Here is a 14,332-nt window from a genome sequence, read left to right on the forward strand (position 1 = left end):
TAGGTCATTATAACATTCTAGAAGACGGTTGCAAGTTTCGAGAACTAAGGTTGGGATAAAGAATGGCTGTAATATCTTTCACACGACGGCGAGCTTCCAATGTTGGGTAATCCAACTCATATTCTTCAGGAATTTCAACATCCCAAAGACGAAGGTTGTTAATCACACCATTTTGGTAACCAATTTGTGGCACATCGTAAGGCACAGCGCGAAGAACTTGAGCGTTCTTATAAGTTGGAACGAAGCTACCTTCTTCATTGCTTTCAAGGACAACATCACCGAAGAGTTTCACATCAACGATATCATGGTCTTTACGTATTTCCCAAACATTCCCTGTTGAGCCAAACCAACTATCTGGCAATTCAACTTGATAACCATCAACAATACGTTGTTTGAAAAGTCCATAACGGTAACGAAGACCATTACCAAAACCTGGGTAACCAGTAGTCGCAAGTGAATCCATGAAGGCAGCAGCCAAACGACCAAGACCACCATTACCAAGTGCCATGTCATGCTCAGCTTCTACTACTTCACGGAAGTCGATATCAAGTTCTGCGAAACCTTCTTTAACAAGGTCAAGAATACCTAGGTTGAGGAGGTTAGTTTCCAACATACGACCTGGAAGTAATTCGATTGAGAAGTAGAAAGCAATCTTTTCTTGATTGTCTGAAAGTGCATGCTTACGTTCAATCCATGTGTCAGTGTAATACTTACGAATCAAACCAGCCAAGGCTGTGAAGATTTCGGTTGGTGTGCCTTAGCTACTCTAATCAACTGTTCTTGGTGGAGCGTATCTTTAAAATCACGGATAAATTGTCCTTTTATTAAATTTTCGAATTGCATAGAAATCCTTTCTTATACTTCTATACCTTTGATAGACATCTTATAGGGTAAATATTAGGATAAGGGGGAATTATACTTCTAGAGCGCCTCTCTCATTTGCTTTAGCAACAAGATTTGGGCGACTATCTTGTTTTTTCTAACTGTAGTTACAGCGCTTTTAACCTTTTTTACATGAAAATAACTTTTCCCTTTCGAGAAAAGTTATCTTTGTATTACACTAATTGTTTATACAAATCAACATATGCCAAACTTGCTGTATCCCATGAGAAATCACGAGTCATAGCATTATGCTGGAGTTGTTTCCAAGAATCAGTATTATTTTTGTACACATCGAGAGCTTTTTCAAGGATTTGAACCATCCAGTAACCTGAAAAGTTACCAAATGAGAAGCCTGTACCTGAGCCTGTCACAGGGTTGTATGGTTCAACAGTATCACGAAGACCACCAACCTCACTAACTACTGGCAAGGTACCATAACGCATAGACATCATTTGTGAGAGCCCACATGGTTCAAAAGCTGAAGGCATAAGGAAAATGTCACAACCAGCATAAATTTGTTGAGCCAACTCTAGGTTGAAGGTAATGTTGGCAGACATTTTCTCTGGATAAGCATGACCAAACCAAGAGAAAGAATTCTCGTAACCACTATAACCAGTACCCAAAAGAACAATTTGAACATCATGTTGCAAAATATTGTGAAGTTCGTTAACCACCAAATCGAAACCTTTTTGGTCAGTCAAGCGTGATACAATACCAATCAATGGAACATCTTCACGAACTGGGAGGCCAACACGCTCTTGAAGAGCTGCCTTGTCTTTGGCTTTACCTGACAAATCATCCACTGAGAAATGATAAGGAATGTGAATATCTGTTTCTGGATCAAGGAGGTCTGTATCGATACCATTAACAATACCAGACAACTTACCAGATTCCATGCGCATGATTTGATCAAGACCTTTACCAAATTCAGGTGTTTGAATTTCACCAGCATAAGATGGAGAAACTGTTGTTACACGATCTGCGTAAAGAACGGCGGCTTTCATCCAGTTAAGGCAGTCATTCCAACGGAGCGTACCGTCTGCATAACGCTCGTAACCAACACCGAAGATTTCCCAAAGCATACCACTGTCAAATTGACCTTGGAACTCAATATTATGGATAGTGAAGACCGTCTTAATACCTTGGTAAGCTTGAATCCAATGGTATTTTTCCTTAAGAAGGAATGGAATCATGGCTGTGTGATAGTCATGAACATGGAGAATATCTGGAATAAAGTCCACTTTTTCCATCAACTCAAGGGCAGCCATTTGGAAGAAACCAAAACGCTCACCATCATCCCACTCACCGTATACCGTACCACGATTAAAATACTGCTCATTATCAATGAAGAAGAAGGTCACACCATCACGGACAATTTTCTTGATACCGACATATTGACGACGCCAACCAACATTTGTATAGAAGAAGCCAAGGTCTTCAACTTGATTGCCAAATTTAGCCGAAACCACATCATAATATGGGAGAATTACGGCTACTTCGTGACCATTTTTGACTAGAGATTTAGGAAGAGCACCGATAACGTCACCCAAACCGCCAGTTTTAGCAAAAGGTGCCCCCTCTGCTGCTACAAATAAAATTTTCATCGTACAATATCCTCTGTTACAACGCTACCTTTTTTGATGACAACTGGATTGTTTTCTGTACCTCGAATCGTAACACCTTCGGCGATTTCAACATCTTTATCCACAATAGCATATTTAACTGTTGCACCTTTAGCAACTTTAACACGTGGGAAGATAATCGAATGGTTAACACTAGATCCTTCAGATAAGTAAACATTACGTGAAATCACTGAGTTCTCAACTTTACCTCGTACGATCGAACCAGATGCAAATTGTGAGACCTTAACTTCAGAAGAGTCTGCATAATATGTTGGCTCTTCATTTTTAACTTTTGTATAAACTTTTTGGTTTGGTGCAAAAAGTGAATAGAATTTTTGTGATTCCAACATATCCAAGTTGGCATCAAAGTACGATTTCACTGAGTGGATATTTGAAAGGTAACCAGTGTGCTCGTAAGCAAAAGCATTCTCAGCAACTGCCAAATCACGAAGCACATAACGAAGCTTACGTGGCTCTTCTTTAGCAGCTTCTTCTTCCAATTTTTCAATCAAGAATGGTGTATCCACGACAAATATGTCTATAGACATATTGTAAACTTCTTTATTCCCACCCTGGAAGAGCTCATGCTTAAGCACTTTATCAGATTCATCAATATCCAAAATGCTGTTTACATCTGAAATGAGTTCTTTAGGAAGTTTTTTGTAGACTACAGTAACTTTTTGTTTTGTTACATTGTGAAGGTGGAAAACTTGGTTAAGATCAATGTTGACCAAAACATCACTATTAAGAGCTACAGTCTGGTCTGAGCCTGAACGTTTAAGGTAGGTCAAAATTTGATGATAGTATTCTTTATCAACAGTTGAACTATCAACTGGAGTATTGTAGATACCAAGATAGTAGTGGCTGAGGAGAGTAGACAAGCCCCACTCACGACCTGAACGAATATGGTCGAAGACAGAACTAATGTTTTCGTTTTGGAAGATTCCGAAGACGCTACGGATACCGGCATTAGCCAAGTTAGACAACGGGAAGTCGATGAGGCGATATTTTCCACCAAATGGTAGGCTGGCAATAGGACGTTGATCAGTCAAGCCATCCATGTCATGGAATCCTACGGTATTTCCTAGAATTGCAGAATATTTATCAATCTTCATCTTTTGCTACCCCCACTACTTCATTGTATCCTACGACTTGCACTTCCTCTGTACCGTCAATTTCCACACCATCAGAAACGTGTGCACCTTCACCGATAATAGCACGTTTAATTTTTGCACCTTTACCAATAACTGCACCACTCATAATCACTGAATCTTCAACGACTGCCCCTTCACGAATTTGTGCATTTGTTGAAAGCACAGAATGCTTAACAGTTCCATCAACCAAACAGCCATCAACAACGAGTGAATCTTCAACCTGAGCATGTTCACCAAAGAAGTTTGGTGTAGCAATCACGTTACGTGAGTAAATTTTCCATTGACGGTTACGACTATCCAAGGCATTTTCAGGAGAAATGTACTCCATGTTTGCTTCCCAAAGGGATTCGATAGTACCTACGTCTTTCCAATAGCCTTCAAATTCATAAGCATAGACGCTTTCACCTGTTTTAAGATAAGCTGGGATAACGTTTTTACCAAAGTCTGACATACCAACTGCATTCTTTTCAGCTGAAACTAACATATTACGAAGACGTTTCCAGTCAAAGATGTAAATACCCATTGATGCTTTCGTAGATTTAGGATTTTCAGGTTTTTCTTCGAACTCAACAATACGGTTATTAGCATCAGTGTTCATGATACCGAAACGGCTAGCTTCTTTAAGTGGCACATCTAGAACGGCGACTGTAAGACTTGCGTTGTTGTCTTTGTGAGATTGGAGCATATCGTCATAGTCCATCTTGTAAATATGGTCACCAGACAAAATCAAAACATATTCAGGATTGATGCTATCGATATAGTCAATGTTTTGATAAATAGCGTGGCTGGTACCTTCAAACCAACGATTACCTTCGCTAGCTGAGTAAGGTTGAAGAATTGATACACCAGAGTTAACACCATCCAAGCCCCAGCTTGAACCATTACCGATATGATTATTCAAAGCAAGTGGTTGATACTGTGTAATGACACCTACATTGTTAATTCCTGAATTGGCACAGTTAGACAAACCAAAGTCAATGATACGGTAGCGTCCACCAAACTGAACAGCTGGTTTGGCAATACTTTGGGTCAATTTTCCAAGACGAGTTCCTTGCCCACCAGCAAGGATCAAAGCCAACATTTCATTTTTCATGAATAGTCCCCCTCATGATTTTTAGTTCCATCCTCAAAAGAATGTGAGACAATCAGTCAAAACTGATTATGACAATTAAAGTAGGTTTCTCAGTGTAGCAATAGTTTGAGCGCCAAAAAGCTTCTTTCAACCGCGACTTTCTTTCTATCATCCCTGAAAAACAAATCGTGTACACATTTACATCTAACCTTTATTTCAAGCGACGTTTAACACGCCAAATACTTGCTCCAAGAGCTGGCAATGTGAAGCTAAGAGTATTTTCATAATCCTTCCACTTCGCTTTTTGGGTACGGGTATCAGGATTTCCTTCCTTCCAGACACCACCGAACTCTTCCATCTCAGTGTTAAGGACTTCTTCGTAAATACCGGCAATTGGCAAGCCAATAGTGAACTCTTTACGTTCCACTGGAGTAAGATTGAAGACACAGACTAGGATATCCCCCTTATCACCTTTATCACCCTTACGGATAAAAGAAAGAACACTTTCAGCACGGTTATCCGCATCAATAATCTCAATACCATCGTAAGAATCATCAATCTGCCAGAGAGACTTGTGGTCCTTATAGAAAGCATTCATATGACTAGTGAAGGCCTGCATCTTATGGTTCATCTCATCTTCAAGATTTCCCCATTCAAGTTGGTAATCATGTTTCCACTCTAAGAATTGACCAAATTCAGATCCCATGAAGAGCAATTTCTTACCTGGATGACAGAGTTGATAAGCGTAGAGGTTACGAAGACCAGAAAACTGATTGTATCGGTCGCCCCACATCTTATGCATCATACTCTTCTTACCATGTACCACCTCATCATGTGAGAATGGTAGAACATAGTTTTCATTGAAGCAATACATGAAACTGAAAGTCATCAGATTGAAATCATACTGACGGTAAACAGGGTCCTCCTCGTAGAATCTTAAAATATCGTTCATCCAACCCATATTCCATTTGAAGTCAAAGCCTAGACCACCTTCTTCAATAGGTTGTGTGATTGGCGTTGCTGCAGTTGATTCTTCCGCAATCATCATGACATCTGGATAGCGTTTTTTAATTTCACGATTGAGTTTTTGAAGAAAGCCGTAACCTTCCAAGTTACGATTACCACCATCCTTGTTGGGCATCCATGGACCCTCATCATAGTCTAAATAGAGCATATTAGAAACTGCATCCACTCGGATACCATCGATATGATAATTCTCAATCCAATAAAGAGCACTTGAAATAAGGAATGACTGTACTTGATTTTTTCCTAAGTCAAAGTTCAAGGCACCCCAACGATAATTATGAGCTCGATCGTGATCTTGATATTCAAATGTTGGTGTGCCATCGAAATAGGCCAAAGCATCATCATTTTGTGTATAGTGACCTGGGACCCAGTCCACTAAGACACCGATATTATTCTGGTGACATACTTCAACAAAATCTTGAAACTCTTCTGGTGTACCATAAGTATGCTCAAAAGCAAAGTAACCCATGAGCTGGTAACCCCAACTCATCCCTAATGGGTGAGCCATGAGTGGCAGAAATTCCACGTGAGTATAATTCATCTTAACTAAATATGGTATCAACTCCTCTTTCAATTCCTTGAAAGTATAAGGCTGACCATCCTCTTTTAGTTTCCAAGACGATGCATGAACTTCATAGATATTTACCGGACGTTTTTGGAACCCAAATCGTTTGCGACACCCCATCCAAAGGCCATCTTTCCACTTCTTAGCTTTCTGCTTACGAATGACAGCTCCTGTTCCTGGGCGTGGTTCCAAATAAGTAGCAAAAGGATCCATCTTTTCAACTACTTGACCACCCTTACGTTTTACCAAGAACTTATAAAGTTGTCCTTCTTCAGGGAGAGATGAAGTCGCCTCCCAAACGCCGATATGGTTTTGAGTCATATCCAGAGGTGTATCAAACCAACCTGTGAAATCTCCTATTACCTGAATCTGCTCAGCATGAGGGGCCCACACACGGAAGACAAATCCTTCTTCTCCCTCCAATTCATGCACACCCAAATAATTCTGAAGGTGGAAGTTCTCACCTGTTCCAAACGTGTACATGGCTTCATCAAGATTCATACCATCACTCCTTCCTTAAACTCGTCTTGATAAGAGATATCAAGGCAGTAAAACATTGAAATTAATATATGTAAATACACCAGAAAACCCTTTACGATGATAGAGCTTTCAAGCCCACAAAAATCAAATATGTAAGCGTTTTCTATATTATATCATTTTTTGACTACTTTGTCAGTAAATCTCCAAATCTTTTTTCATATTATCGAACACTAAGGTTTCATCCAGTTTTCCAGAAATATGTAGTTCCACGATACCTGAAGCAAAGTCTGCTTTAGTCACGTAGAGATTATCATATATATCCGCATATGAACGATATGAAAATTCTGCTACTGTTTTCTTGCGTTCAATTAATTTGGCAATTTTATCAACCAATTCTTTCTTAAGAGTCACCTGATTCCAATCCACCCGATTTACCTCATCAGGGGCATTGTAGCTATTCATAGCACGCTTAACATCTGCTTCTGTGTAATTTCCATCTTCACCTGTTGCAACCATCTTACTACGCTGGAATTCTTGCCCTAATTGCATGAAACACATCCCCTGCATAGTCAGATTAAGAGCGTTAGCCAAGTAAATTCGTTTTTCAATATCCTCTGGCGAATCATGTGGATGCAGATGATGCATAAGATCATTCAAATTGTAATTGTCATGAGCTTCAATATAGTTGAGAACCTGACCTGGCATGAGGTAGTTTACAAAGCCACGGCTACCAAGTAAACTCTTAGCAATTTTATCTTCTAAAGGAGCTCCGGACACATAACCATTGCTGATGTGTCCATAGACTTCTGCCCCTTTAACGGCATCACGCGCATTGTCATTGAAAAATCCGATTCTAGGCATCAAAGCTGCGTTATCCTTCTTGGCCTTTTGGTCTACAGGAAGACCAATCCCCATGTCCCATCCTTCACCGTAAATAAGAATCCTAGGATCTATATCATCCATGGCTGAACGAATGGCATTCATAGTAGCAACGTCATGCAAGCCCATAAGGTCAAAACGGAAACCATCCACTCCAAATTCTTCTGCCCAATAGGTCAAAGAATCAATCATATACTTGCGGTACATTTCTTTCTCACTAGCTGTTTCGTTCCCACAACCTGATCCATCTTGAAATGAACCATTGTCGTGCATACGATAATAATAAGCCGGTACTGCCAGTTGGAAAGGCGAACTATATGACGAATAGGTGTGGTTATAAACAACATCCATGATGACCCCAATACCCGCTTCATGGTAGACCTGAATCATCTTCTTAAGCTCCAAAATTGGTGCTAAGGGATTTTTTTGATCAACCGCAAACTGACGATCTGGAACATTGTAATTTTCAGGATCATATCCCCAGTTATAGAGAAGATTACCATTCTTATCATAGGTCTTGTGATGATCAAAGACCGGCTGTAACTGGACATAGTTATAACCCATGCGTTTGATATAATCAAAACCAGTCACATCCCCTTGGTCATTTTTAGTTCCTTTCTGGCAGGCACCCAGATAAGTCCCTCTATATGCCTTCTTAACACCAGATGTTTCTGAGATTGAGAAGTCTCGCAGATGCATCTCACAGATAACAGATGAGCAGGCGTTGACATTACGCCAGTTGGCCTCTTGTCTTGTAACCTTCTGATACCCCTTAGGAACCAAACGCTCAGGGTTTACCACCAAGCTCTTTTTATTATTTAAGCTAAGGGCAATGCTATACGGATCTCTAGTATCTTGATAGAAACTCTCCTCATGGTAGACTCGAAACTGATAGGCTAACCCATCCAAATCCCCAGGGACAGAGACGCTCCAAACACCGTGTGTGTTCATCTCGTGACGATCCTTATTTACACTGGTTCCTCGGCTCATCTTAATCACCTTAGATTTTTTACTACCTTTTTTAAAAAGTAGTAGCTGCACTCGCCGAGCTAGTGGCGCCCAAAGGCGAAACTCTGTGGAACCTTTTTCATACTTATGTCCTAACCAACCTTGAAATCCCCACTTTTGATCAAATTCCTGTCTACGAAGAGCCATATCAAAGGCATGCTGATCACGCCCTTCAAAACTATGACTCGTCATAGCAGCCTGTTTAGAATAATAAACAGTCGGGTCTCCTTCAACCACCCAAATAGCATTCGGGGCATCCCCCAAGAAACGTCTGATACGATAATCATGTGTCTGCTTTGACCAATCTTCCGTCTTAACCAAGAGATTGACATAGTCAATAAAACGATTAGCCGGAAAGGTGAGCTGACCCACCAGTCCAAAATCATCCTCACGAGAAAAACGGGCTTCTTCGCCCCAATAACCATCTAGCCACTTCCACATACTATATTTCGAATAGTCGCCATGCATACTATGAAAATGAACGGTTAATAAATTGTCCATTTAAAACTCCTTAAATCTTTATTACTCATTTTCCTTTTATTATAGCAAAAAACGTTCGTTTTGTAAGCGTTATTATGAAACAGTTTGACACTTTTTGATTTGTGTTAAACATAAAAAAGAATGAGAAAATTTGGCTCTATAATTTCTGTAGTGGGTAAAACCACTGTAGAGATTATGGAGCTTTTTGAATGCAGACAAAAAGTCCCATAAGAACTATAATGAAAAGCAACCAAACCATCATTAGGAAGAACTTATGAGACTTATTAAGAATACCACAGAATTAATCGGAATTAAAGACCCTAACATCATTATTTCTCTTGTTTTTGAAACGGATACTCATATCGAGGTTCAAGCAAAACTGGATTATCCTGCACCACCATGCCCTCATTGCCAAGGAAAGATGATTAAATATGACTTTCAAAGACCTTCTAAAATCCCTCTTCTCGAGCAAGCGGGAATGCCGACACTGCTACGTCTGAAGAAACGTCGGTTTCAGTGTAAAAGTTGTAGGAGAATCACGGTGGCTAAGACATCAATCGTTGAGAAAAACTGCCAAATCTCAAATCTAGTCCGTCAAAAGGTCTCACAACTCCTAACTGAGAAGATGTCACTAACGGATATTGCCAGAAGACTTCGTGTATCGACATCCACTGTCTATCGTAAGCTTGATCAGTTTTCTTTCAAGGAACATTTTGATAAACTCCCAGCTGTTATGTCCTGGGATGAGTTTGGGTTCAAGAAAGGGGAATTGGCTTTTGTGGCGCAGAATTATGAGACAAACGAACTCATAACCATCCTTGATAATCGCCGCCAAACCACTATACGAAACTACTTTTTGAAGTATCCATTGAAAGCTCGACAAAAGGTGCAGTTTATCACGATGGATATGTCAGGAGACTATAATGCCACTAGCTCGAAGACTTTTCCCAAACGCTAAAATCGTTCTTGATCGTTTCCACATCATCCAGCATCTTGGTCGAGCCTTTTTAAAGACAAGAATTGCCATTATGAACCAGTTCGATAAGAAGTCACTACCCTATCGAGCCTTGAAGAATCACTGGCGACTCTTCCAAAAGGACAGCCGTAAACTATCTCTCAACTCTTTTTATTCAAAGACTTTCCGCCAAACTTTAGCACCACATGAAGTTGTTGAGAAGACATTGAATTTCTCAGAGGAACTCGCTAATTATTATAACCTCTATCAGCTCTTGCTTTTTCACTTTCAGGAGAAAAGAGTAGATGAGTTCTTTGAGCTGATAGAGGAAAATAGAAGCAAAGTCAATCACTATTTTCAAACGGTCTTTAGAACTTTTCTTAGACACAAACAATACATCCAAAATGCACTAGAAACAGATTATTCAAACGCAAAACTGGAAGCTACCAACAAGTTGATTAAAGACATCAAACGGTTGGGCTTCGGTTTTAGAAACTTCATCAACTTTAAGAAACGTGTCTTCATCACTCTAAACATACATAAAAAGAGGACCTATCCGGTCCTCTCAAGATGTTAGCTTTTCGTCACCCACTACAGTTGACAAGGAGCCGAAAATTTGCGCCGAAACAGTTACTCTCTCATCCTTTTATTATTTTTAAAACATATGTAAATGGTGGGTAGTACTTTTCCCATCATCACTCTTGAGTCATCAAAACCTTACGTGGCTTAGTGCCTTCAGCTGGTCCAATCACTCCGGCTTCTTCCAATTCTTCCATCAAACGAGTGGCACGGTTAAATCCAACCGACAGACGACGTTGAATCATAGAAGCGCTAGCTTTTTGTGTTTCCAATACCAAGGCCTTCGCTTCTTCAAAGAGAGGATCTCCTTCCGAGCTACCACCATTGGCAGACGAACCTCCACCAAAATCATTCTCAGAAACTTCGCCAGGGTCAAAGCTCTCATCGTAGTCAGCAGAAGCCTGATCCTTGATAAAGGTCACAATACGTTCCACGTCATCATCAGAAATGAAGGAACCTTGTAGACGAACAGGGTGGTTCTCATCAATCGGTTTGAAAAGCATATCCCCACGTCCGAGTAGTTTCTCTGCCCCATTTTCATCTAAAATGGTACGACTATCTGTTCCGGAAGACACCGCAAAGGCCACACGAGAAGGCACATTGGCCTTAATCAAACCAGAGATAACATCAACCGATGGACGTTGGGTGGCAAGAATCATGTGAATTCCAGCCGCACGTGCTTTTTGTCCAAGTCGAATGATGGCATCTTCCACTTCTTTACTGGCCACCATCATCAAGTCAGCCAACTCATCAACGATAACCACAATCAAAGGCAAGGGGATCTGTTTCTCTTGCGACTGGGCATTCCAGTCTTCAACCTTGGCATTATAGCCTGCGATGTTACGCACGCCAAACTTACTAAAGAGTTCGTAACGATTTTCCATCTCATCAACCACTTTTTGAAGAGCCTTGGCGGCCTTACGTGGATTGGTCACCACAGGGATAAGGAGATGAGGAATATCGTTGTAAACAGAAAGTTCAACCATCTTAGGATCGACCATGAGGAACTTAATCTGATCTGGGCGAGCCTTCATTAGAATACTAGAGATGATTCCATTAACCGCAACAGATTTACCAGAACCAGTTGATCCAGCCACTAACAAGTGAGGCATCCGACCTAGGTCAAAGCTACGAGCTGAACCATCAACAGCCTTACCAAGAGGAACTTCCAAGAGCTTATTAGGATCCGTCTTGGACTGTTCCCAAAGTTCACGGAAAGAAACCGTCGCAATCTCGGAATTAGGTACTTCGATACCAACTAAAGATTTTCCAGGTATAGGTGCCTCAATACGGACATCTTTTGCAGCAAGAGCCAGAGCCAAGTCATCTGCTAAATTGGAAATACGATTAACCCGAACCCCAACAGCAGGCTTGACCTCGTACTTAGTTACAGACGGTCCAATCTCAGCCCTCTCAACCTTGACATCAATATTGAAACTCTTGAAAGTATCTTCTAAGATTCGAATATTCTTACGAACGATGTTTTTCTCTTTAGATTGACTCTTAGGCTTATCAGGTGCAAAGAGATCTATCTGAGGTAATTTATACTGTAAGAGCTTCTTCGGTGTGAAATCAACCTCGACAGGTGCATCATCTCCCTCAACAACCATAGATGGCGGAAACTCCTCGGTTGGCACATCCTCTGGATAAGGTGCATAATCTTCTTGGAAATCCTCATAATCCCCTGGAGGCAGATTATCATAGTAAGCCTCAGAGGCATAATCACTGATTTCAGGTTCAGGTTCAAAAATCTCGGCTTCTTGTGGCAACTCTTCTGCGGCGTCATCTAAGATTTCTCCCGTCTCCTCGTCAACAGTTAAATCAGCCAGACGCTCTTCCTCAGCACGTTCTTGCGCTTCACGTTCTTTCTGAGCCTGACGTTCTGCCTTCTTCTCCTGACGTTTGGCCGTTCGTTCCAAACGCTTCTCGGAACCTCTCTGCCAGATACCTTTTGCATAATCCATGATATCTAAAACATCCCAAGGACTGAGAATAAAAGCACCCAATAGAATAATCAAGCACCCAATCATGAAGCTACCGATATTTGAAAAGAGGAAGGAAATCGGTTGGTATAGGAGAGCTCCCAACATACCACCACCCGCAAAACGAGCTACTTGCACACTGACCAGTTCCCCAAAAAGCAAGTCCTTTGTCCCAGGGAAAATATCCAGACCACTCATGCGTTCTAGACTAAAGAGATAGGCGTGAAACTCCAACAAGAGACCCGCGAAGACCATCCAAAATCCTGTTACGTAGTTACTATGTTTCCGTAACCATTTAAAACCAAAGAGATAGATATAGATAGCAAAAATCAAGGGATAAGCCATACTCCCTACGAAGACTCGAAAGAGATTATAGAGCGTAATCCCAAAGAAACCCAATCGAAAGACTGGGAAAATTAAGACAAAGGCAAAAAAGAAGGTCCATAGCATTCGCTTAATCGCCTTCTGTCTGTCTAATTCTGCTTTTGTAAGCCGCTTCTTACTGTTCTTAGAAGTCGACCCTTTTTTCGTTTTTTTCGTTGTAGCCATAGGTGTATTATACCACGTTTTTAGACATGAAAAAAGAGAGACTGGTCTCTCCTTAGATTGAAGACAAAGTCTTTTTTTGAGACTTTCCTTCTTTTGACATTATTCTTCAATTAATGATGTTGAGTGAACCGGACGATTCTTACCGTCTGGATCAATATATTGAATAGCTTGGTTGATAGCGATAGGAGCTTCACCCATTCCCACAGCAATCAAATCAATCTTACCCTCATATTCTGCCGCATCACCAATAGCATAAACACCTTCTTGTGAAGTTTCAAACTGAGCATTAACCGTAACACTAGAGCGTTTGAAGTCAACATTCCAGTTACGAAGGTTTTTATTATTGGTTAAGAAGCCAAAGCTAACAATAAGGGCATCAAGTGGCAATTCCACAACCTCGTCTGATTTTACTTTTTGAACGGTCAAACTTTGGGCAAGACCATTTTCACCCTTGATTTCAAGGGGGACATAAGGCGTCATCACATTAACTGATGATTGATGAAGAAGCTCTACACTATGCTCATGGGCACGAAAGGCATCACGGCGGTGAATCAAAGTCACGCTCTCAGCAATCCCATCCAAGTGATTAGCCCAGTCAACAGCTGAATCCCCACCACCAGCAATCACAACCTTCTTGCCGGCAAATTGGTCAAGGCTATGCACATTATAGAACAAGTTATTGTCCGCATAATCTTCTTCATTGTCCACACCCAAAGGACGGGGAGCGAAGGCACCATTCCCACAAGCAATGACGATAGCCTTGGACAAGTGTTGACCCTTGCTAGTAGTAATCGTGAAGATACCATCTGTTTTTTCAAAGGTTTGAACCTCCTCTTTTAAGCGAATACTGACACGATCTTCAAAACGCTTAAGTTGGGTCAAGAGATTTTCTGTCAATTCGGCACCTGTCGTTTGAGGAAAGGCTGGGATATCATAGATTTTCTTCTCAGGGTAGAGAATGGCAGGCTGACCACCAAGCTCTGACAAACTCTCGATAATATTCACAGTCATGCCACGTAAGCCGGCATAGAAGGCAGCCCAAAGGCCTACTGGTCCACCACCGATAATAGTAATATCATATATCTTTTCTTCTGACATT

7 protein-coding genes and 2 pseudogenes are annotated in these 14,332 nt (G+C 40.9%); 1 reads left to right on the forward strand and 8 read right to left on the reverse strand.

The features are described 5' to 3' along the window. Positions 1–40: 40 nt before the first annotated feature. The 6 genes and pseudogenes from EL076_RS06910 to pulA all read right to left on the reverse strand — a co-directional run. A pseudogene (locus tag EL076_RS06910) lies at positions 41–843 on the reverse strand (glycogen/starch/alpha-glucan phosphorylase); the annotation flags it as partial. A gap of 212 nt (positions 844–1,055) precedes the next feature. Next, a complete protein-coding gene (gene glgA, locus EL076_RS06915; RefSeq protein ID WP_126429822.1) occupies positions 1,056–2,486 on the reverse strand; it encodes a glycogen synthase GlgA in 1,431 nt (476 codons plus the stop codon). Then, positions 2,483–3,619, reverse strand: coding sequence for a glucose-1-phosphate adenylyltransferase subunit GlgD (gene glgD / locus EL076_RS06920; RefSeq protein WP_117647085.1), 1,137 nt, complete (start codon positions 3,617–3,619; stop codon positions 2,483–2,485). The genes glgA and glgD overlap by 4 nt, the downstream gene beginning before the upstream one ends. Then, positions 3,609–4,751, reverse strand: coding sequence for a glucose-1-phosphate adenylyltransferase (locus EL076_RS06925; protein WP_126429824.1), 1,143 nt, complete (start codon positions 4,749–4,751; stop codon positions 3,609–3,611). Before EL076_RS06925 ends, glgD begins: the two co-directional genes overlap by 11 nt. 190 nt (positions 4,752–4,941) lie before the next feature. Next, the gene (gene glgB, locus EL076_RS06930; RefSeq protein WP_126429826.1) at positions 4,942–6,822 is read right to left on the reverse strand and encodes a 1,4-alpha-glucan branching protein GlgB; all 1,881 of its coding nucleotides are present in this window, start codon (positions 6,820–6,822) and stop codon (positions 4,942–4,944) included. Positions 6,823–6,993: 171 nt separating this feature from the next. Next, a complete protein-coding gene (gene pulA / locus EL076_RS06935) occupies positions 6,994–9,189 on the reverse strand; it encodes a type I pullulanase (protein WP_126429828.1) in 2,196 nt (731 codons plus the stop codon). Positions 9,190–9,442: 253 nt separating this feature from the next. Here pulA and EL076_RS06940 point away from each other — a divergent pair. Continuing rightward, positions 9,443–10,690, forward strand: a pseudogene (locus tag EL076_RS06940) (ISL3 family transposase); the annotation flags it as partial. A 128-nt stretch (positions 10,691–10,818) separates the two neighbouring features. On the opposite strand, the gene EL076_RS06945 reads toward EL076_RS06940, so the two are convergent. Together EL076_RS06945 and EL076_RS06950 are read right to left on the reverse strand one after the other, a co-directional pair. Next, positions 10,819–13,233: a DNA translocase FtsK gene (locus EL076_RS06945; protein ID WP_126429830.1), complete on the reverse strand. Its 2,415-nt coding sequence runs from the start codon at positions 13,231–13,233 to the stop codon at positions 10,819–10,821. A gap of 99 nt (positions 13,234–13,332) precedes the next feature. After that, a complete protein-coding gene (locus tag EL076_RS06950; RefSeq protein WP_126429832.1) occupies positions 13,333–14,331 on the reverse strand; it encodes an NAD(P)/FAD-dependent oxidoreductase in 999 nt (332 codons plus the stop codon). Between the last annotated feature and the right edge of the window lies 1 nt (position 14,332).

The sequence above is a fragment of the Streptococcus vestibularis genome (genome assembly GCF_900636445.1).
In the GTDB taxonomy this organism is placed as follows: domain Bacteria; phylum Bacillota; class Bacilli; order Lactobacillales; family Streptococcaceae; genus Streptococcus; species Streptococcus vestibularis.